This is a genomic window from Mycobacteroides chelonae (assembly GCF_016767715.1).
Classification (GTDB): Bacteria; Actinomycetota; Actinomycetes; order Mycobacteriales; family Mycobacteriaceae; genus Mycobacterium; species Mycobacterium gwanakae.
In genome coordinates this window covers 2,474,837-2,494,355 of record NZ_CP050145.1, presented here as the reverse complement: position 1 = coordinate 2,494,355, position 19,519 = coordinate 2,474,837, and the positions used below count along the sequence as shown (strand labels likewise).

At 65.1% G+C, this 19,519-nt stretch carries 19 protein-coding genes, 1 pseudogene and 1 riboswitch; of the genes and pseudogenes, 6 read left to right on the top strand and 14 right to left on the bottom strand.

Translation table 11 applies throughout. The annotated features are described in order from the left end of the window. Positions 1–15: 15 nt before the first annotated feature. Positions 16–888 carry a TIGR03619 family F420-dependent LLM class oxidoreductase gene (locus HBA99_RS12205; protein WP_070930874.1) on the bottom strand — a complete coding sequence of 291 codons (873 nt, stop codon included), beginning with the start codon at positions 886–888 and terminating at the stop codon, positions 16–18. Positions 889–984: 96 nt separating this feature from the next. Further along, the gene (locus HBA99_RS12200; protein ID WP_070952619.1) at positions 985–1,365 is read right to left on the bottom strand and encodes a DUF4345 domain-containing protein; all 381 of its coding nucleotides are present in this window, start codon (positions 1,363–1,365) and stop codon (positions 985–987) included. 97 nt (positions 1,366–1,462) lie between these two features. Between HBA99_RS12200 and HBA99_RS12195 the strand changes: the two genes are divergently transcribed. After that, positions 1,463–2,059, top strand: a complete 597-nt coding sequence (locus HBA99_RS12195; RefSeq protein WP_070930875.1) for a TetR/AcrR family transcriptional regulator — start codon at positions 1,463–1,465, stop codon at positions 2,057–2,059. 53 nt (positions 2,060–2,112) lie between these two features. Next, positions 2,113–3,093: a pirin family protein gene (locus HBA99_RS12190; protein WP_070952483.1), complete on the top strand. Its 981-nt coding sequence runs from the start codon at positions 2,113–2,115 to the stop codon at positions 3,091–3,093. Positions 3,094–3,103: 10 nt separating this feature from the next. Here HBA99_RS12190 and HBA99_RS12185 read toward each other — a convergent pair whose 3' ends face one another. Continuing rightward, complete coding sequence (locus HBA99_RS12185) at positions 3,104–4,057, bottom strand: GlxA family transcriptional regulator (RefSeq protein ID WP_070930877.1); 954 nt, start codon at positions 4,055–4,057, stop codon at positions 3,104–3,106. Positions 4,058–4,086: 29 nt separating this feature from the next. On the opposite strand from HBA99_RS12185, the pseudogene HBA99_RS12180 reads away from it, so the two are divergent. Further along, positions 4,087–4,888, top strand: a pseudogene (locus tag HBA99_RS12180) (HD domain-containing protein). A gap of 2 nt (positions 4,889–4,890) precedes the next feature. Here HBA99_RS12180 and HBA99_RS12175 read toward each other — a convergent pair. Beyond that, complete coding sequence (locus tag HBA99_RS12175; protein ID WP_070930879.1) at positions 4,891–6,156, bottom strand: competence/damage-inducible protein A; 1,266 nt, start codon at positions 6,154–6,156, stop codon at positions 4,891–4,893. Positions 6,157–6,187: 31 nt separating this feature from the next. Here HBA99_RS12175 and HBA99_RS12170 point away from each other — a divergent pair, with 31 nt between their 5' ends. After that, positions 6,188–6,583 carry a DUF6194 family protein gene (locus HBA99_RS12170; protein WP_070930880.1) on the top strand — a complete coding sequence of 132 codons (396 nt, stop codon included), beginning with the start codon at positions 6,188–6,190 and terminating at the stop codon, positions 6,581–6,583. Here the strand turns inward: HBA99_RS12170 and HBA99_RS12165 are convergent. The 6 genes from HBA99_RS12165 to HBA99_RS12140 form a co-directional block, all read right to left on the bottom strand. Beyond that, entirely contained in the window at positions 6,580–7,596 is a 1,017-nt protein-coding gene (locus HBA99_RS12165; protein ID WP_078322519.1) for a GNAT family N-acetyltransferase, read from the bottom strand. The genes HBA99_RS12170 and HBA99_RS12165 overlap by 4 nt on opposite strands. Positions 7,597–7,735: 139 nt before the next feature. Next, positions 7,736–8,893, bottom strand: coding sequence for a GNAT family N-acetyltransferase (locus HBA99_RS12160; protein WP_081342897.1), 1,158 nt, complete (start codon positions 8,891–8,893; stop codon positions 7,736–7,738). A 41-nt stretch (positions 8,894–8,934) separates the two neighbouring features. Further along, positions 8,935–9,378 (bottom strand): universal stress protein, encoded by a 444-nt coding sequence (locus tag HBA99_RS12155; protein WP_070952480.1) that lies wholly within the window; start codon positions 9,376–9,378, stop codon positions 8,935–8,937. A gap of 10 nt (positions 9,379–9,388) precedes the next feature. Further along, positions 9,389–9,760, bottom strand: a complete 372-nt coding sequence (gene crcB / locus HBA99_RS12150) for a fluoride efflux transporter CrcB (RefSeq protein WP_070949628.1) — start codon at positions 9,758–9,760, stop codon at positions 9,389–9,391. After that, entirely contained in the window at positions 9,757–10,224 is a 468-nt protein-coding gene (gene crcB, locus HBA99_RS12145) for a fluoride efflux transporter CrcB (protein ID WP_078322521.1), read from the bottom strand. Before crcB (HBA99_RS12145) ends, crcB (HBA99_RS12150) begins: the two co-directional genes overlap by 4 nt. A gap of 13 nt (positions 10,225–10,237) precedes the next feature. Then, positions 10,238–10,310, bottom strand: a riboswitch (Fluoride riboswitch). A gap of 16 nt (positions 10,311–10,326) precedes the next feature. After that, complete coding sequence (locus HBA99_RS12140; protein WP_081347745.1) at positions 10,327–14,175, bottom strand: bifunctional nitrate reductase/sulfite reductase flavoprotein subunit alpha; 3,849 nt, start codon at positions 14,173–14,175, stop codon at positions 10,327–10,329. A 207-nt stretch (positions 14,176–14,382) separates the two neighbouring features. Here HBA99_RS12140 and HBA99_RS12135 point away from each other — a divergent pair, with 207 nt between their 5' ends. Then, complete coding sequence (locus tag HBA99_RS12135; RefSeq protein WP_030097937.1) at positions 14,383–14,658, top strand: GlsB/YeaQ/YmgE family stress response membrane protein; 276 nt, start codon at positions 14,383–14,385, stop codon at positions 14,656–14,658. A 149-nt stretch (positions 14,659–14,807) separates the two neighbouring features. On the opposite strand, the gene HBA99_RS12130 is transcribed toward HBA99_RS12135, so the two are convergent. The 4 genes from HBA99_RS12130 to modA form a co-directional block, all read right to left on the bottom strand. After that, complete coding sequence (locus tag HBA99_RS12130; RefSeq protein WP_070949629.1) at positions 14,808–15,815, bottom strand: APA family fibronectin-binding glycoprotein; 1,008 nt, start codon at positions 15,813–15,815, stop codon at positions 14,808–14,810. A gap of 135 nt (positions 15,816–15,950) precedes the next feature. Next, positions 15,951–17,018 carry a sulfate/molybdate ABC transporter ATP-binding protein gene (locus HBA99_RS12125; protein WP_070952617.1) on the bottom strand — a complete coding sequence of 356 codons (1,068 nt, stop codon included), beginning with the start codon at positions 17,016–17,018 and terminating at the stop codon, positions 15,951–15,953. Further along, the gene (locus HBA99_RS12120) at positions 17,015–17,812 is read right to left on the bottom strand and encodes an ABC transporter permease (RefSeq protein ID WP_070949630.1); all 798 of its coding nucleotides are present in this window, start codon (positions 17,810–17,812) and stop codon (positions 17,015–17,017) included. Before HBA99_RS12120 ends, HBA99_RS12125 begins: the two co-directional genes overlap by 4 nt. Beyond that, the gene (gene modA, locus HBA99_RS12115; protein WP_109418570.1) at positions 17,809–18,552 is read right to left on the bottom strand and encodes a molybdate ABC transporter substrate-binding protein; all 744 of its coding nucleotides are present in this window, start codon (positions 18,550–18,552) and stop codon (positions 17,809–17,811) included. Before modA ends, HBA99_RS12120 begins: the two co-directional genes overlap by 4 nt. Before the next feature lie 258 nt (positions 18,553–18,810). On the opposite strand from modA, the gene HBA99_RS12110 reads away from it, so the two are divergent. Next, positions 18,811–19,494 (top strand): SDR family oxidoreductase, encoded by a 684-nt coding sequence (locus HBA99_RS12110; protein WP_070952479.1) that lies wholly within the window; start codon positions 18,811–18,813, stop codon positions 19,492–19,494. The last annotated feature ends 25 nt before the right edge of the window (positions 19,495–19,519 follow it).

Here is a 19,519-nt window from a genome sequence, read left to right as displayed (position 1 = left end):
CACGAAATGGGACCGCTAGGAGTTGACCTTGGCGACGACGTGCTCGGCGAAGCCCTCCAGATTCCTGATCTTCGTCTCCAGCGGCTCGGTGTCCGGCCCGACGATGTAGGGAATGCGGAAGCCGACGATGACATCGGTGACGCCCTTGTCCTCCAGGCGCTTCACCCCGTCCACGGTGAACCCGTCGACGGAGATGACGTGGACCTCAAAGGGCTTGTCGGCCGTCCCCTCTTCTTCACGGAATTTGTTGAGCTTGACCAACAGCTCGTCCAAGTCCTCGGTGCCACCACCATGCATCCAGCCATCGCACCGCGCCGCGCGGCGCAGTGCGGCGTCGGCATGTCCACCGATGAGGATCGGGATGGGCTGCGTCGGCGCGGGGCACATCTTGGTCTTAGGAATGTCGTAGAACTCGCCGTGGAACTCGAAGTAGTCACCGGTGGTCAGCCCCCGGATGATCTCGATGCATTCGTCCATGCGCTTACCGCGCTTGGCGAAGGGCACGTTCATCAGTTCGTAGTCCTCGGGCCACGGACTGGTACCGACGCCGAGCCCGAGACGGTTGCCCGTCAGTGCCGCAATGGACGAGGCCTGCTTGGCCACCAGGGCGGGCGGGCGGATCGGCAGTTTGAGTACGAAGATGTTGAACCGCAACGTCGAGGTCACCGCGCCGAGCGCGGCCGTGAGCGTCAACGCCTCGATGAACGGTTTGTCCTCCAGGAATTCGCGGTTCCCATCGGGCGTGTACGGATACTTCGCATCCGACTCGTAGGGATACGCCAGGCTGTCGGCGATGGTCATACCGTGATAACCGGCCGCCTCGGCCGCCCGGGCCAAGGGAACGTAGTACGACGGATCGGTCATGGCCTCGGCGAAGGTGAACCGCATAGCTTCCTCCTAGAGTGCTTGAGAAACACATTGTGCTGTCGGTACTACGCACTCTAGCGGTTGCGAAATCTGAACTCGCATATTGATTTTACGAAGTCAACGCGCCTTCTCGTCTGCGCCCGCGATCACGAAAAACAGTGCGGGGACGAGAATTTCGACGGCGAGCATGACAATCCAGAATGGATGGGGCTGTCCGGAGTCGATCAGTGATGCCACTCGGCCAAGTGCGCCCACCAGCAGGCCGGCGGCGAGGAACCTAATGGCAGCGCCGGGAATGGGCGATCGCCGCGCCACCCAGATCCATGCCGCACCATAGACGGCGAACAACCCGGAGAAGAAGCGCTCCTGACTGTCGGTGCTCGCGGTGACCGTTCCCCCGCCGATGACGGTTCCCGGTCCCCCGATGAGGTGATAGAGGCCGATGGCCAGGCAGATCACCCCGGTCAGGATCGCCAGGTACTTCAGCACTTTGTCCATCTCCACACCCTCCACCTCGGCCGTACTTGATAGAACGTTCTAGTAAGGACCGTACAATGCTGTGCAATCGGATACAAGACTCCCTGAAGGACTCGCCATGCCCGCTGACACACGCGACCGCATCGTTGCCTCCACGTGCGAGTTGTTCCGCCGACAGGGCATGACGGGCACTGGGCTCAAGCAGATCGCGCAGAGCGCCGGCGCACCGTTCGGGTCGATCTACCACTTCTTCCCCGGAGGCAAGGTGCAACTGGCGGACGAGGCAATTCGAACAGCCGGGGCCATGTACCGCGATCTGGTACTAGCGATCTTCGATGAAGGTGGTCCAGACCTGCCGACCACCGTCCGGATCGCGTTCGCGGCCGCAGCGGACAATCTCGTCGCAACCGACTACGCCGACGCCTGCCCGATCGCCACCATCGCCCTCGAAGTGGCGAGCACCGACGAGACGCTCCGCCGTGCCACCGCCGACGTCTTCACGGATTGGATCGATCAGGGGGCGCAACGGATCGCTGGATCGGGTTTGAGGCCCGAGATGTGCCGACGCCTCATGCTGGGATTCATCACCAGCCTGGAAGGTGCGTTCGTGCTGAGCCGGGCGCTGCGCAGCACCGAGCCCCTGCTGGCCGCCGGTGAAACCGTCGCGGCGGCGGTGTCGACCGCGCTCGCCACCGGGAGCACACTTCCGGAATAAAGCGGACCGCAGTCCGGTTAAGCAGGCATAGGAACTCTCACCAGGAGGTTTGCATGCCAGCTATCACTGTGTCGTCAACGGACGCCCTGACTCTGCCGCGCATCCCCGCTCCCGAGCCTGCCGATACCGAACGGCCGGTGCGGTCCATCACCAGCGGGCCGCGCGGGTACGAGGGTGAAGGCTTTCCCGTCGTGCGTGCGTTCGCCGGAGTCCCGTCAGCCGAGTTGGATCCGTTCATCCACATGGATCAGATGGGCGAAGTCGAGTATGAGCCCGGCGAGCCGCGTGGGACGGATTGGCACCCGCATCGCGGCTTCGAGACCGTCACGTACATGATCGACGGCAGGTTCACCCATCAAGACTCCCATGGTGGAGGCGGGCTCATCCACGACGGAGCCACCCAGTGGATGACGGCGGGATCGGGAATTCTGCATATCGAAACTCCCCCAGCAGAATTGGTGGAGAGCGGCGGGCTATTCCATGGCATCCAGCTCTGGGTCAACCTGCCGGCGCGGGACAAGTTCCTGACGCCCGCCTACCAGGCCATCGAGGGGGCGCAAACCACACTGGTGAGCTCCCCCGACGGCGGTGCGCTGGTACGCATCATCGCCGGAGACGTCGGGCCCCATCACGGACCGGGCAGCACACACACGCCAATCACATTGGCACATGCGACGATCCAGCCGGGCGCGCAGTTGAATGTGCCCTGGAATCGAGAGTTCAACGCCCTCGTCTACGTTCTCTCCGGACGTGGCACGGTGGGGGCACTGGGGCACCCGATCGAACAGGGGCAGCTCGCGGTGCTGGGCCTCGGTGACCGGATCTCGGTGCAGGCCAATGCGGAACAAGACGCGAACCGCCCGGCATTGGAGGTGTTACTGCTGGGCGGGCGGCCCATCCGTGAGCGTGTCGTGACCTACGGGCCATTCGTGATGAACACCAAGGCGGAGCTGATCCAGGCCGTGGAGGACTATCAGGCCGGTCGCTTCGGTGCGATTCCGCCCGATGCCCTGATGCCGCACGTCGTGCGCTGACCGTGATCGCCTACCGCCGGAATGCCCGACGGTAGGCACTCGGTGTTGTTGCGGTGACCCTGCGCAGGTGTGTCCGCATGGCGGTAACGCTGCCGAAACCACACTGTGCAGCAATGGATTCCATAGTCAGATCAGTGTTCTCGAGCAATTCGCGGGCACGGGTGGCGCGCTGTAGGTCGAGCCACCGCTTGGGAGTCGTACCGACTTCCTCGCCGAACCGCCGGTTGAATGTGCGCAGGCTCAAGTGTGCGTGCCGTGCCAGCGCCGATACATCGTCGATCTCGGAGAGATACTCCGATGCCCAGCTCAAGGTCGGACCGAGCCCAGCCGAATCATGAGAATTCCTTGGGGGCGGGATGAATTGGGCCTGGCCGCCATCGCGGTGCGGCGCCATGACATTCCACCGCGCCATCTCCGACGCCGCGGCGGCTCCCAGCTCTCGTCGCAGCACGTGCAGACATAGGTCCATCCCCGCGGAAAGCCCCGCCGAGGTGAGGATGTCCCCGTCGTCGACGTACAGCGCATCGGGCCGCAGATCGACCTGTGGGTACAGCGTGCGCATGTCCTGGCAGTACTCCCAATGTGTGGTGGCAGGGCGTCCATCCAGCAACCCGGCTGCTGCCAGGACAAACGCACCCAGGCAGATACTGAAGATCACTGCGCCGCGTTCGTGCGCAGTCACCAGCGCGCTCAAGACGTCATCCGGTGGCGGACGGTCGTGTGGGGCACGCGCGGGAACGACGACGATATCGGCGGTTTCCAGCGCGTCGATACCGTGTTCCATTTCGAGATTGAAACCGTCCGGTGTCCACACGCTGCCCGCGCGATGGCCGCAGGTCACCAGGTCGAAACCGTCCGGCTGACCGGCACGCCCCGGCCCCCGGCGAAACATCTGCACGGCACATGCCAGGTCGTAGGTGATGACGCCGTCGAGCGCCAGTGCCGCCACCGTCTTGGTGCCCATGGCTCACTATGGCATGAATCGGAGCATCTATGGCATTCATGCCACTGGCCTTCGGGGACATACCCGCCTTGACTGAAGCCCATGACGACCGAATTGGATTGGCACTGGGCCACTCAGACCGGCGGGGAGATCTCGTCGGCTCAGCGGCGGGCATTGTTCGGACGCCTGTTTCGCGCATTACCCGCGATGATCGGCGATGCCGTCAGGACACGCACCGGCCGCCGCGGGCAGGGGCGAGTGGAACTCGGATCGATCGCAGTGCCCGATTCCACGCTTGCTCTTGCCGCCGAGCAGGAGGCACGCGATTCGGTGACCCCGCACGTGCTCGAACACTCGTACCGCACCTACTTCTTCGGGAAGGCACTGGCCGCGCTCGACGGCGTAGCAGTCGATGACGAGCTCGTGTACGTCGCGAGTCTGTTGCACGATCTACAACTCGAACATCCCACGCCCGGCCGGTGCTTCGCCGTCGCGGGTGGCGAGCGTGCCGCGCAGTTCGTCCGGGATCAAGGGGCGCCGGAAGCCCGCGCGGAGGCGGTCGGCGCAGCGATCGCCGCACACATCACTCTCGGTGCCAGCGAGAACCTCGCAGATCCGGGCGGATTCGTCTCTGCCGGCGCAGGAACAGACGTCTTCGGTCTACGGCTCTCCGACCTCGACGCCACGTGGGTGGACGAGCTGCTGCAACGGCACCCGAGGCTTCAATTCAAGCGGCATATGCTCGCAGCCTGGGCCGCAGAGGGCGCCGCGGTGCCGGCGGGCCGTGCGGCTTGGCTGACTCGCTATGCGGCGTTTCCGCTACTGATCAGGGCGGCGCCCTTCAGCGAGTAGCGCTAGCGCTGCAACAACCGACGCAGCAAATGCAGGGCGACAGTGGTTGCACGCTCACGAATCTGGTTGCGATTTCCCGGGATAACGACGCGAAGGGCAGCCTTCTCCCCCGCCGAGGTCTTGACACAGAAACACACCGTGCCCACCGGCTTCTCCGCCGTACCACCGCCCGGGCCTGCCACACCCGTCGTCGACACTGCGATATCAGCACCCAGCACCTTCAGCGCGCCCTCCGCCATGGCCTCGGCGACCTCCGGTGATACTGCACCGTGTTCTGCAAGTAGCTGCGGATCCACCTGCAGCTGACCGATTTTGACGTCATTGGCGTAACTGATGACCCCACCCAGGAAGTACGCAGAAGAGCCCGGGACATCGGCGATGCGAGCGCCCAACAGTCCCGCCGTGCATGACTCCGCCACCGCCAAGCGCCTCCCGTTCAGCAGCCGGGCCACCACGTCGTCGACGGTCGAGCCATCCGCAGAGAACAGTGCCGCTCCATGCCGGGTCTGAATGAACTCATGCAGGCGCGTCCATAATGGGTGCGCATCGGCCTCGAAGCGGGTGACCACCTCGACCTCGCTGCGCCGCAGGCAGGTGGTGATCTCCAGCGCGGCAAGGCTTCCCAACTCGCCCTCAGCAAGGCGCAGTGTCTCGGCGATATCCGGCTCGGTGATTCCATAGAGACGCAGTGTGGCCTGCTCGATAGCGGTGACATCCTCGCCGAGGAGCGCCCGGAAAGGCGCGGCGTCGAGCGCCGACGGCCACATCCGCTGAAGCTCATGCGGCGGCCCGGGCAGCACCACGATGAGAACACCGTCCGCACTCATGATCGCTCCCGGCGCCGTGCCCACCGGATCAAGCACCTCGCCCCGAGCCGGGACAAGCGCCTGTTTGGCGATGCCGACGCGCAGTGCTTCCCAATCGACATTCTCCCAGCGATCCGCGATCGGCCGCAGCCGGTTCATGATGGCCGATTCTAGCGTTGCGTCGAAAATTAGTGTGGTACCGGCAAATTCAGCTACAGTCGGCAGCGTCATGTCGTCGGCCGTCGGACCCAAGCCGCCGGATGTGACGATGAGATCTACACCCTGATCGGCGAGAAACCGCAGCTGCGCTGTCAGGTCTTCTCTGCGGTCCCCGCACACGCAGATATGTGCCACATCCACGCCCACTTCCCGCAGGTGTTCGGAAAGCCATGGGCCGTTTGCGTCGGCAACACGCCCGGTGAGGACCTCCGTACCCGTGACGACGATTCCCGCTCGCAACATGTCAGCAGCCTAGGCCGGTAGGTTCGGTGTCATGGATGAGGGCGCCATCATCGAATACATCGTCACGACCTTCCCGGATCTGCAGCACGAGGTTGTACAGGGCAATTGGTTCTTCTTCCAAGGCCCCGAACGTCAGCTGCCGGTCATCACCCTGATGTCGAACGAGGCATTCGATACGTACTCCGACCTCGGACGACCGCACGTCTACCGGCTCAACATCGGCATCAGCGGTGACACCTTCGTCAAGGTTGTGCCCGGTCAGGACGAAGCGATCCAGCCCGATTACACCGAGTTCGACCAGGTACTTCCGCATCCCGAGTACGGCGGCGCCAAATGGGTGTGTGTGGTCAATCCAGGTGAGGACACCTTCGCCGAGGTGCTCCGGCCACTGCTGGCGGAGGCATACGCACGGGGTCGTGACGACTAGTTGTCGCTGACACCGGCCCACAACTGCCGGTTTGTGGATGCGTCGCCCAGGGTGGGCAGGGTGCGCCCCTCGTTGCGGAAACCGTGCACGGCGAGAGCCCCGGTCAAGGACCGATCCTCATCGCGCACCGCGACGACGATCCGCCTAGTGGGTGAAGGAGCGCCCATCAAGCGTCCCGCAAGATCTGCGATGGTCGCGGTGAGCTCATCCTCAGACACATCGGGACGGGGCCTGCCAATGAGCTCCGTGGTGGAGCTGCCCTGATCGACAGCGATCTCGACAGATCCCAGAGATGTCCCCGAAACCGTCACCGCGACTGAACTATTCGCATCGGCAGCGACGCGCCGTCTGTAGTTGCGCAGTTCGTAGCGACCGCGCGCCAGCAGATCGCTCCAGGAAACCGCCGCGCGGCGCCCTGACGTCGTCCAGCTGGTGATGTTGCCGGACAGGGCGTCTCGCGTCCGGCGTAACGCCGCCAGGTTCTCGATGGTGTTGCCCTGAAACCAGATCTGATGATCGGTGGGGTTTCCGTCGTACATGCGCAATCGGCGGCATGTCTGTAGCTGCGACCAGCCCACCGACTGGGCAAGTCGCTGCACCGCGATGTTCTCCACCGCGAGCGGCGCCACCGCGTGCGGAACCCGGGGATCAGCCTCGAATCCGGCGATGATGAGCGATGCCTGCGCCCACCGGGTGACGCTGTGTGGAACACCGGCCGTCCATGTTGATACCTCGGCGCCCCCCGTTCGCGGATGTCGCCCCGCCATGGCCAAGTGGCCGACGACGTGTTCGCGGCCTCCATCGAGGTGCACGAGCAGATACGAGACCCAGCCACGCGCGGCATCGGAGAGTGCCTGCTTCCAGGTGTGAATCCACATGTACGGCGAATGCGCTGTCGACCACGGCATGTCCGGATGGCTGAACGCCGGTGCCAGCCGCTTTTCGTAGCGCAGGTTGGTTTCCCGCCACGATGAGCCATCGGAGAGCCGCGGAATGCGCAGCATTACGGTCATACCGTCTATTTCAACCGGCCCCAGAGATGTCGGAGTGGGCCGATCGCTTGCGAACACCCCGGCAGGGTAGCGCACCTTGGCACAGGCGTATGGCGATTAATCGGCAACTGCGAGAAGATGATTGCCAAGTACAGGCTGTCTATTTTGGAAGCGGGCCCGCCAGCAGCGTCCACATACGCCGCGCGGTACCACCGTCACCCAGGGTCGCCGGCGCCTCACCCTCGTCGACAAAACCACGGCGGGCAAGCTGGTCCGCGAGCGTGCCATCCGCGCCGCTGACCGCAACGACCGTCCGGCGCGACCCGTCGGGGCGAGCGGCAACATGGCTTGCGAGTGCGGACAGTGCGCACGCGCCGGCATCGCGGGACACCCACGGCTCGAATCGTGGCACCAATTCCGTTGTGGACGTGCCGACATCGGTATAGACATCAATCGAACCGGCCGTGCGCTCAGCCACCGCCACCCGGAACTGCCCGCGACCAGCCGGTGCGATATGCACCACTTCCCCATTGGTGGTGGAGGTTTCGAGTGAGGACTCAGTCGGTGCGGGCCGCAGTGTGGCACTGATCCGCTGCCGGACGCGAATCGCCGCGAATCGGGCCCACGCGGCGAGGTATCCAGCGTCCGGCCTGCGGGACACGGTGGGCGCGAGAAGCGTTCTCGTGGCGGGAATTTCCGCGAGGCGCTGCCTTACCCAATCTCGGTACTCGGCCGTATTGGCGAGCACCCACATGTTGTGGTCTGAGATCTGCCCATCGTATTTACGCAGAGCACGACGTGTCTGTAGCTGGGCCCAGCCCATGGATTCGCAGAATCTGTTTGCGCGCACGTTTGATACCGCCACGGGCGCCAACGCGTGTGGAATCGCAGGGTTTCCCTCAAAGGCAGCCAGCACCGTGACCAGCTGTGCCCACCCGCTCACGGCCGAGGGCACATCGACCGCCCAGCTGGAGATCTCGGCGCCCCCGGTTCGTGGATCCCTGCCGGTCATCGAGAACTGCCCAACGACTCTCTCGATGCCGTCATCGATCCTTACCAGCAGGTATGAGACTCCGCCTGCGCGTGCATCGGCAAGCGCCGAACGCCAGGTGTCCACCCAGATAACCGGAGAATGCGCGCTCTCCCAATCCATGTCGTCACGATTGAACGCCGGTGACAGCCGCTCGGTGAAAGCCAGCGCGGTCTCCCGCCAGGATGGACCATCCGCGAGCCGGGGCGGCCGTAGCAGTACCGTGACCCCGCCGATCGTGACCGGCCCAAGGTCCACCACGGACCGGAGGATGGATTTGCTAGACACCGCGTCAGGCTACAGGAGAAACGTTCGCTCCGTGAAAGTCGTCAGGTGGCGGGCACGAGAACGAGCGGAACCCTTTTCGCGCCGATGAGGCGATGCGACACCGACTGCCCGAGCAACGCATCCAGCGCGGACGCCAACCCTCCCCGGGGGCTACCCAGAATGATCATCATCGCCTCATACTGCTGTGCCACGCCCAGAAGGGCGGCGGCAGCGGGTCCCTGCGCGCGGTGGTACTTCCAGGCCACTTCCTGGCCCGCAAGCTGTTCGACAGCCTCAGCCTCGGCAGCGGTAACAGCGTTGCCTGCCTGCGCTTCCCAGCTGTCGGTGTCGATGTCCATCGGCTCGTCGTCCATATCGAGGATGTGCACCACGTGCATGCAGGCGCCCAGGCGCCGGGCCATATCGATCCCGAAGCGCAGCGCGGCAGTGCTCGGCGGGTATCTGTCCCATCCGACTACCACGTGCACACCTGACGATTCGGTCATAGTGACATCCTCACGCTATCGACCACGCCAGCGCTAGTCCCGCGACACAGGCCCCGACGGTGCCCAGCAGCGTGCCGAACGTGTTGTACAGGGCGAGTGACCATTCACGCCGCTCGAGAAGCCTGACCGATTCCACACTCGCGGTGCTGAAAGTCGTATAGCCGCCACAGAACCCAGTCCCCACGACAGCCAGCAGGGCCGACGACGAATGGTGGAAGATCACGGTGCCCGCCACCACGCCGATAAGGGCCGATCCGCTGAGGTTGATGAGGAGCGTCGCCCATGGGAAGCGGAAGGTCCGGCGATGCTTGATGAGCGAATCGACGACGAAGCGCGCTACCGCACCCAAAGCCCCGGCGAGAATCACGGCGATAACCGTCACGCGGAACCTCCCGAGTACCGCCCCAGTACCGCGGCGGCGGCAGCTATCCCGGCCATGGCGGCGGCCAGACCGACCGTGATGCTGACCAGTGCGTACCCCACGCCCAATCCCGCAAATCCGTTGCGGGCGAGAGTGCTGATCTCCAGGGCGAAGGCGCTGTACGTGGTGAAGGCGCCGCAGATGCCCGTGCCGACAAACAACCGGGCGCGTTGGCGCCAACCGCCGTCCGGGCCCAGCAGTGTGAGGGTTTCCAGCAGCGCCCCGAGGATGAACGCTCCGGTCAGGTTGACCGCAAAGGTCCCCCAAGGCCAGGCCGCGCCGGTAGCCGGCCACATCTTCTCGAACCAATACCGCAAGGCGGTTCCACACACGCCGCCGAGAAAAACCCACAGCAGGGCATACGGTCGCAGATGTAGGGGTCGCACGGACTCTTCGCGCTGCGCACCTGTCACATTCGGTCCCATCGTGTTACGACTCATCAACACAGGAACTATCAGCCATCAGTGGCGGTTCGGGACAAGCCCCGGCGAGATCCATCGCGCGTGACGAATATAGCGCGAGACGGGTCAGTACACGTCGCGGACGTACCGTTTCCCGGCGACGAGCTCCTTACGAAACTCAAGAGCCTCCTCGGGCGACATCCGCCCGTGCTTCTGGGCGATGGCCAGTAATGCGCTGTCCACGTCCTTGGCCATCCGGCTGGCGTCTCCGCACACGTAGAGATGCGCGCCGTCAGCGAGCCACCGCCATATCTGTGCCCCCTGCTCCATCATGCGGTGCTGGACATAGATGCGTTTTTGCTGGTCGCGCGAGAACGCGAGGTCAAGTCGGCGCAGGGAGCCATCACGCAGGAAGCCGTCGAGCTCGTCGCGGTAGTAGAAATGCTGGGTGCGGTGCTGGTCGCCGAAGAACAACCAGTTGGGTCCGGAGTGGCCCAGAGCGCGGCGTTCCTGCAGGAACCCGCGGAATGGGGCGATACCGGTCCCGGGACCGACCATGATCATCGGCGTGTCCGAGGAATCGGGCGGGCGGAAATGCGGCGATTTCTGCAGAAAGATCGGGACGGGCAGCCGCTGTGCACGATCGGCCAGAAAGGTCGATCCCACACCTCCACGGGCCGAACCGTCGGGCCCCTGGAACCGAACGATGGACACGGTCAATGCAATGGATTTCGGGCTGACCAAGGGGCTGGACGAGATCGAGTACTGGCGTGGGGTGAGTCGGATCAGAACCTGTTGCCACTCCTCGATACCGGCACGGACGGGGAACTCGCGCAGCACGTCGAGGGCATTACGGCCCCGTAGCCACCGCTCGCGCGTCGCGGTGTCGGGGCCGCGCAACAGCTTGATGGCCAGTTTGTCGCCGCGCCGCTCGGCGACGAAACGCAGCAGGTCATCGGTGACGCGGCAGATGTCGTAGTGGCTGGCGAGCGCGGTACCCAGGGGCAGCTCGCCCCCATCGATCGTGATCGGCAACTCCGCATCGAAACCTGTTGCAGTGAGCCAGCGTTGGACATCTTCCTCGCGGTTCGTCGGATAGACGCCGAGAGCATCTCCCACCGAGTAGTCCACATCGTGGCCGGTCAGGTCGAACTCGATGCGCCGTACCTCCTTGCCGGAGCCCGGCGCGGAGAGGACCTCGTTGTGTGACAACGCCGCCAGGATCGGCGCGTCGCGGGTGAAAAGTTCCGGCGCGGCCGTCGGCAGCCCGTCGCTGCGCAATCGTCTGACCGCCTCGACGCTGGCGTCGGTGCCATCCCCAATCGCCTCCAGCAGGTCCGCGGTCCACGCCGCGATCAGCGCTCGGTCATTCGCCTCGCCGTCTACCCGGGCCAGTACCGGGGTGGCGCCGAGCTCGAGCAGCCGGGCGTCGAGCGCCTTTGCGTGACCACAGAAATCCGCGTAAGCCCGGTCGCCGAACCCCAGCACCGCATAACGCATGTGGTTCAAGGACCTGGTATCGCCGGACAGTGCGGACCAGAATTGCGCGCCGTTATCGGGTGGGCCACCCTCGCCGAAACTGCTGGCGATGAGTACGGCTGTTCGAACCTCGCCGAGATCGACGGGGGCGCACTCGTCCATCGCGGTGAGTGTGGCGGAGATTCCCGCTGTCGCCAGCAGCCCGTGCACCGAGGTGGCCACAGTCTCGGCGTTGCCGGTTTGCGATGTCCACAGAATTGCTATGTCGCCCAATGCTTGTGCCGGCCTGTCGAGCACCTCGTGGACAACGCTCCGTCCGGTGGGACGCAGCATCACCGCGCTGACCTTGAACTCGGGCTGTAGCGAATCCGGGTCGACGGCGTCGTTGGTCACCGCGTTGATCGCCAATCCGGGCCCCTGCGCGTCGTTCCAGTGGAAGGGCGCAAAGCAGCTGCCGGGTTTGACCCTGTCGCTGATGATCGCCGGGAGTTCGGCGGTGCCACGCCGCGAGGCGATATCGACGATATCGCCTTCGGAGATGCCGAGTGTGGCGGCGTCGCGGGGGTGGATCTCCACGAACGGGGACGGATGGAGCCGCTCGAGCGTCTTGATGCGGCCGGTTTTGGTGAGAGTATGCCAATGATGTTGCAAACGACCGGTGTTCAAGACCATGGGATACCCGTCACCGGGGGTTTCCGCGGGGTCGCGGTGGGCACGGGCGTGGAACACCGCCCGCCGCGACGGGGTGGGGAACGCCAGCCGCGGAATGGTGCCGTCCTCGCCGATATGCAGGCCTTGGCTGACTCCGTCGTTGAGATAGCGAATGGGATTCCGCTCCCCCGAATCTTCGGGTGGACAAGGCCATTGCACGGGTCCTTGACGCAGTCGCGCGTAGCTCGCCCCGCGCATGTCGTATCCGGTCCGTGGATTCCAGAATCCGCGGATCTCGTCGAAAATCTCCTCGCTTGACGCGTAGTCGAAACCGTCGCCGAATCCCATCGCGAGGGCGACATCGCAAATCAGGCGCCAGTCGGGCTGCGCATCCCCCGGCGGATCGGCGGCCCGGTTGGTCAGCGTTACCGTGCGCTCCGAGTTGACTGACACGCCATCTGATTCGGCCCACAGCGCGGCGGGCAAGAGCACATCGGCGTATTCATTGGTGGCCGTCGCGAGGAAGGCATCCTGGCTGATCACCAGCTCGGCCCGGCGCAGTCCGTCGATCACATTCTGCCGGTTAGCCACCGAGGCAACCGGATTGGTGCAGATGATCCAGCACGCCTTGATATCGCCGGCGGCCATCTGGGTAAACATATCCACGGTTCCGGTGCCGAACTCCTCGCGGATGGAACCGGGTGCGAGGTGCCAGTGCCGCTCGACGAATTCTCGATCGGCGAGGGATTTCACCGAGCGCTGTCCCGGCAACCCCGGGCCCATGTAACCCATTTCCCTGCCGCCCATCGCATTTGGCTGGCCGGTCAGCGAGAACGGTCCGCTGCCGGGGCGGCAGATGGCACCGGTAGCCAGATGCAGATTGCAGATCGCGTTGGTGTTCCAGGTGCCATGAGTGCTCTGGTTGAGGCCCATGGTCCACAACGTCATCCATTCGCGCGCCTCCCCGATCCACCGGGCGGCGGTGCGGATATCGTCCTCGGCCAGGCCCGTGATAGCCGCGACCGTCACAGGTGGATAACCGGCGAGGAACTCCGGCATCCCCGCCCAGCCCTCGGTGTGCTCGGCGATGAACCCGGAGTCGATATCGCCGTTCTCCACAAGCAGATGCAGCAGTCCGTTGAGCAGGGCCAGGTCGGTACCGGGGGTGATCTGCATGAACAGATCAGCGCGTTCGGCAGTGGCGGTGCGGCGCGGATCGACCACGATCAGCCGTGCTCCGCTGCCGAGCCGATCGGCCATGCGCAGGAACAGAATCGGATGGCAGTCGGCCATGTTCGCACCCATGACGAGGAACAGATCGCTCTGCTCGATATCGGAATACGACCCGGGCGGCCCGTCGGCTCCCAATGACTGGCTGTATCCGGTTCCCGCACTGGCCATGCAGAGCCGCGAGTTGGACTCGATCTGCGTGGTCCGGATATAACCCTTGGCGAGCTTGTTAGCGAGATACTGCGCCTCCAGGCTCATCTGGCCGGATACGTACAGGGCAATCGCATCGGGTCCATGGGTGTCGAGGATGTGGCGTAATCGCCTGCCGGCCTCGGCGGTTGTCGCCGCCAATGGGGCCGGAACCGGCTCCGTCCCGCGCGCGGGACGGATATGCGCCGCCGTCATGCGTCCTTCGGCGGCCATCAGCTGGGCCTGCGTGGCGCCCTTGGTGCACAGGCGTCCCTGATTGCTTGGGTGCAGGGTGTCGCCCTCGACGGTTGCGATGGTGACCGGACCCGCCGAACTTCTCTCGGCCCGCACCACCACACCGCAGCCGACACCGCAATACGAGCAGGCGGCACGGCGCGCGGTGGGCGGCGCGCTGAGTTCGGTCACCCCGCCATGGTGAGCGAGTCAGATTCCCGAATTCTTCCGCCGAGGTTATCCGGCTGTCACGGCGTCCTCACCGCACGGATCTACCGAGCGTGAGAACGACATCTCCCCGCAGCGCGCCGTTAGAGCGCCGACGGGCGAAGTGTTCCACTAGCATCAGCAGCGGGTCGACGCTCGTTTCCTCAGTACGCATACTCGAAGGAGCTAGACATGGTGTTGAACATCATTTGGATGATCATTCTTGGCCTGATCGTTGGCTGGATCGCCCGGTTGATCGTGCCTGGCAAGGAGAACTTCGGCTGGATCGTGACAGCGTTGCTGGGCATCGTCGGTGGTTACGTCGGCGGGACGCTGGGAAGTCTGGTGTTCGCCCCTCACAAGTTCACGGTTACCCCGCCGATCAATCACGCCTTCCTGGGAGCACTGGTCGGCGCGGTGATTCTGCTGGTCGTCTACAAGTTCATCGCCGGGAAAACCAAAAGCTAGTCGCTGCCCTTAGGCGGCATCTTCAGGCGAAAACACAGTGCATCGGTGACATGCGCCCACGCTGATCGCGTGGGCGCATGGAATCCGACCTTCACCGACACTTACCGTCAGCGCTCACCGCACAGTGCGTGAGCCGAACTAGCCGAGCGTTAGACCGGAACCCCGGGTGCTGCTGGCGCCGCTGGAGGTGGCGGTGGCACGGGCTGCCCCGGAGCAGCGGGTTCGGGCGCCGGTGCACCCGGTGCCGCAGGAGCCGGTGGCTGGTTGGGATCGGCAGGCACAGGCGCGGGCTGGTTCGGGTCCGCAGGCGCGGGTGCCGGCTGGTTCGGATCGGCGGGCTGCCCGGCCGGAGGCGTGGCAGGAGCGGGCGGGGTCCACGGGCGAACCGAGTCGGTGAGGGCCTTGGCCACTCCCTTGTCCACCGGAGATGCCGCCGTGCCGAGCCACACGATGAACCAACGATCCTTGCCCTTGCCCACGGCAGCGGCCCAGATCTGACCGGGCTCCTTGGCGGCGTCGTCGAACTTCACCTCGTAGTACGAGGACGCCGCGGGCATGCCCGCCACTTCGAAGCTCTGATCCTCCTGGTTGACGCGGTTCCCCGGGTACGGCATGAAGAACTCACCCATATCCGAAGCGAGCCTGCGTGCGGCCTTCTGGTTGTCAGGCTCGGCGCCCGCGAAGAGCTTCAGATCGAGGCGACCCAGGAGAATGCTGCCGTTTGGCGCCGCTGGGTTGGTCAGCAGCGCCGAACCGTATGTCAGCCTGCGCGCGTCCGCTTGCGCCCAGCCTTGGGGCACAACATAACTGAATCCACCCTGGTCATTGTTGATGCGCGCGGCATCTGCCGGCGCACCGGGTGCCGGAGTGGGTGCGGCAGTACCGGGCGGAGGTGACGCCGGAGGCGTCATCACGGTTGTCGGAGTCTCCGGGTTGGGTGCCGGTTGGCCGGGCGCAGGCGTTGCGGGTGGCGGCGGCGCATCGGTGGTCACCAGATTGATTTCCGCCGTGCGTACCGACGTCGGCGACTGATCAGCCGGTCCGGCGACAAGCGTTATCGCCCCTGCCCCCGACAGCGAGGCCACGGCGACGGCAGCTGCCATCACCCGCGCCCGTTGCACCCGCTTGGCGGCCAAAGTTGCCCGTGGTTGCTGCATGCCAATGAACGTACCGTTTTGTCCTGCACGTGCAAGCCTATCCGGCAATCGGCGCGCCCGATTCGGCAAGGGGTTTGGCTGATCAGAAGCAAACATAGGTTTCCTCTCAAAGGCTACCGAAATCCCCGTCCCCAGCTACTGCGCCGCCTGAATGACGACCTCGTGAGCCTTCACGGCAAAGTATGCCGACTCCTCGGGTGTCAGCTTTAGCTCTGCCGCGGCAGCCGCGGTGATGTGTGCCGTGAATATCGCGGGCCCCGCGGTTGCCGTTACAACCACGCTGTCGCCATGAGCGCTCAGGGTCGACACGGCCACCGCGATGACGTTGCGCGGGCTGCCGCCCGGCGGGGACAGATGCACGCCCACCGCACGCGGCCCGAACACCGCGACGGCATGCTGGCCCGGCTCGGGACTGTCGGCGCCAGACCACGCGCCGTGGATGACGATGCCGTCCGCGTGCAGGGCTCCGTCCTCGCCCACGGTGCCTGCGATCAGGTTCACGCCCGCGAACCGGGCACCAAACTTGCTGGTCGGACGGGCCAATACGGTCGCGGTATCTCCCAGCTCCACGATGTGGCCGGAGTCCAGGACCATCACCCGGTCGGCGATGGCGACGGCGTCCATGATGTCGTGCGTGACGATCAGAGCGCTCTGGCCACCGCGGCCCAGCACCCGGCCCAATAAGGCCCGGATTTCCGGCGCGCTCGCGGCATCGAGGCCGGCGAGCGGCTCGTCGAGCAGCACCAGGTCCGGTTCGGTGGCCAAGGCACGGGCGATCGCCACTCGCTGCGCCTGCCCCCCGGACAGTTCGCCCGGCCGGCGTCGGGCAAGGTCGCGCGCGCCGACCGATTCCAGCCAGCGATCGCGCAGAGCAGGCACCTCATCTCGATGCCGGGCGCGCATCCCGAACTCGACGTTGCGCGCGACCGTCAGGTGCGGAAACAACGAGGCTTCTTGCAGCAGGAGCGCCGTACGTCGCCGATGGGTCGGGACGAAAGTGCCTGTGGCACAGTTCGTCAGCACGTGATCGCCGAGGCGGATCTCACCGGAGTCGGGTCGCAGCAGTCCGGCAATGAGCCCGAGCAATGTGGACTTACCGGCCCCATTGGGGCCGACGATCGCCAAGGTCTCTCCGGGCGCAACGGTGAATGCGGCGTGTACACCCCGACCGGAATGCTCTGCCTCGAATCGCAACTCACTCATCGCCGCCATCCATCGCGGCGCCAGGCCCGGACTCCCACAACGGCCAGCACAACCGCCGCCACCGCCACCAGCAGCAGCGAGAGCGCCACGGCCGATTGCGCATCGGATTCGCGCTGCAGATAGATCTCCAGGGGCAGTGTGCGCGTGACCCCCTGCCGGGATCCCGCGAAGGTCAAGGTGGCACCGAATTCACCGAGCGAACGCGCGAAGGCCAGCACCGTACCCGAGACCAGTGCCGGCATCACCAGCGGCAGCGACACCCGCCGCAGCACTGTGGTCGGTGGTGCGCCCAGACTTGCCGCCACATGGTCGTAGCGCTCCCCTGTCGTGGCCAGCGCGCCCTCAAGGCTTATGACGAGAAACGGCAACGAAACGAATGTCTGCGCCAGCACCACAGCAGACGTGGAAAACGCTATCCGGATACCCGCGGCGTCCAGGTAGTGGCCGAGTAGGCCGAGCTTGCCGAAGGCGTAGAGCAGTGCGATGCCGCCGACGACCGGCGGCAGTACGAGAGGCAACAGAATCAGCGGGCGCAGCAGGCGGGTGAGCCACGCCGGTCCGCGGGCCAGCACGATGGCCAGCGGGACACCCAGCAGCAGGCACAACGCCGTGCTGGCCACGCATGTCCTGACGCTGAGCAGCAGCGCTGCCTGTGAGGCGGGGCTGGTGATCAAAGCGGGGAGCTGAGGCCAGTCGGCCTTGACCACAAGTGCCAGCAGCGGCAGCACGATGAGCACTGCCCCAACGGCCGCCGGCAGATACACCCAGCGCGGCAGACCGGGTGCCGGTGTCACGGCGCAGAGAACCCGGCCGCCGCCAGAATTTTGTGTCCGGCATCCCCGGTGACCGTTTCGATGAACTGATTCGCACGTTCGGGATTGCGTGAGTTCGCAGTCACCGCAATGGGATAGGTGTTGACGATCGACCGCGCCTCGGGGAATGCGACCGCGGTGACTTTCTCGCCGGCGGACTTGGCATCGGTCACGTAGACCAAACCCGCATCCGCCTGGCCCGCGACCACCTTGTTCAGGACATCGGTCACCGAGGACTCTTCACTGACCGGATTCAGTTGCACCCCAGTCTCTTTGGATGCGGTCGCGGCGGCCGCACCACACGGAACCTGCGGTGCGCACACCACCACGTCCAGACCAGGACGAGCCAGGTCCCCAAAGGTGGCGATGCCCTTCGGATTCCCGGGGGCGACGACGATGGCGAGCGTGTTGGCCGCGAAGTCGACGGGATTGACCACCGAGTGCGCCTTCCACGCCTTGTCCATGTTGGCCGAATCCGCGGTGGCAAGCACGTCGGCCTGGGCGCCCTGCGTGAGCTGAGTGACCAGATCCGAGGACCCCGCAAAGGTGAACTCGACGGTCGTGCCCGCGTGGGTCGATTCGAAAGACTTCCCGATTTCGGTGAAGGCCTTGCGCAGCGACGCCGCGGCCAGCACGTGCAACTGAACCGGAGCAGAATCCGAACCAGTCGACGGGGCCGCTGTGCTGCCCTCGGGCGCCGTTCGCGAACCACAGCCGGACATGGTCAGCGAACCCGTAAGGAGTGCTGCGGCGAGAATTTTCCACCCTCTGCTGGTCACCGGCACAACCCTAGCCCCAGCCGAGGCGATACGTGGTGGTCGTAGGTATTGCTACCGTCCAGTAATATTGGCGCTCAAACCCGTGCGACCCGGCCACGAAATCCGGGGTATGAGGTCCGGGTTGTGTCACGATCAAGCTGATCAGGCCTGGCAACAGAAGCGGATCGGTAAGGCTTGCAGGAAGGTAAGGAAGGTACCGCCATGGACGTACTGGTAACCGGAGCGGTTAACGAGGTCGGCCGGGCGGTGGCTGCGGAATTCCGCAACGCCGGCCATCGGGTAGTCATCACCGGCCCCAATGCCGACGAGCTGGAAATCGCCGCCAAGGAGCTCGAGGTCGACGCCATCGTGTGCGACAACTCCGACCCGGACAGCCTGGAAGAGAACGTCGAACTGTTCCCCCAGCACCTCGACGCCATCGTGAACATCCCGAACCCCGTCTGGAGCGAGCCCGGCCCACATCTGGGCACCCTCACCGATACCGGCGAGGCGTGGCTGTCTCGCTACGAGTCCAGCGTGCTGACCGCTGTGCTGACGGTGCAGTCCATCGGCGATCATCTGCGTTCCGGCGCGGCCATCGTCAATCTGTGCACGCTGGGCAGCCGGGACCGATCGGGCGCCACGACTGCCGCCAAGGCCGCACTGTCGGCGTGGACCGCCGAGCAGGCCGAACGAATGGGCACCCGCGGGATCACCATCAACACCATCGCTCCCGGGCAGTCGGCCGACGCCAACTACGACGGCCTTGACAGCACCGAGGATGCCCAAGAGCTGGTCAGCGCCGAGATCGCACGGTTGGCGTTGTTCCTCACCAGCCCGCAGGCGCGTCACATCACCGGCCAAACCCTGCATGTCAGCCGCGGAGTTCCCGTCGGCGTCAGCTGACACAGCTGGAGTGCACTCCAGCTGT

Bases quoted from the DNA above. Each gene is read 5' to 3' on its own strand.
- HBA99_RS12205 (WP_070930874.1), bottom strand. From the start codon at position 888: ATGCGGTTCACCTTCGCCGAGGCCATGACCGATCCGTCGTACTACGTT.
- HBA99_RS12200 (WP_070952619.1), bottom strand. From the start codon at position 1,365: ATGGACAAAGTGCTGAAGTACCTGGCGATCCTGACCGGGGTGATCTGC.
- HBA99_RS12195 (WP_070930875.1), top strand. From the start codon at position 1,463: ATGCCCGCTGACACACGCGACCGCATCGTTGCCTCCACGTGCGAGTTG.
- HBA99_RS12190 (WP_070952483.1), top strand. From the start codon at position 2,113: ATGCCAGCTATCACTGTGTCGTCAACGGACGCCCTGACTCTGCCGCGC.
- HBA99_RS12185 (WP_070930877.1), bottom strand. From the start codon at position 4,057: ATGGGCACCAAGACGGTGGCGGCACTGGCGCTCGACGGCGTCATCACC.
- HBA99_RS12175 (WP_070930879.1), bottom strand. From the start codon at position 6,156: ATGTTGCGAGCGGGAATCGTCGTCACGGGTACGGAGGTCCTCACCGGG.
- HBA99_RS12170 (WP_070930880.1), top strand. From the start codon at position 6,188: ATGGATGAGGGCGCCATCATCGAATACATCGTCACGACCTTCCCGGAT.
- HBA99_RS12165 (WP_078322519.1), bottom strand. From the start codon at position 7,596: ATGACCGTAATGCTGCGCATTCCGCGGCTCTCCGATGGCTCATCGTGG.
- HBA99_RS12155 (WP_070952480.1), bottom strand. From the start codon at position 9,378: ATGACCGAATCGTCAGGTGTGCACGTGGTAGTCGGATGGGACAGATAC.
- crcB (WP_078322521.1), bottom strand. From the start codon at position 10,224: ATGGGACCGAATGTGACAGGTGCGCAGCGCGAAGAGTCCGTGCGACCC.
- HBA99_RS12135 (WP_030097937.1), top strand. From the start codon at position 14,383: ATGGTGTTGAACATCATTTGGATGATCATTCTTGGCCTGATCGTTGGC.
- HBA99_RS12130 (WP_070949629.1), bottom strand. From the start codon at position 15,815: ATGCAGCAACCACGGGCAACTTTGGCCGCCAAGCGGGTGCAACGGGCG.
- HBA99_RS12125 (WP_070952617.1), bottom strand. From the start codon at position 17,018: ATGAGTGAGTTGCGATTCGAGGCAGAGCATTCCGGTCGGGGTGTACAC.
- modA (WP_109418570.1), bottom strand. From the start codon at position 18,552: ATGTCCGGCTGTGGTTCGCGAACGGCGCCCGAGGGCAGCACAGCGGCC.
- HBA99_RS12110 (WP_070952479.1), top strand. From the start codon at position 18,811: ATGGACGTACTGGTAACCGGAGCGGTTAACGAGGTCGGCCGGGCGGTG.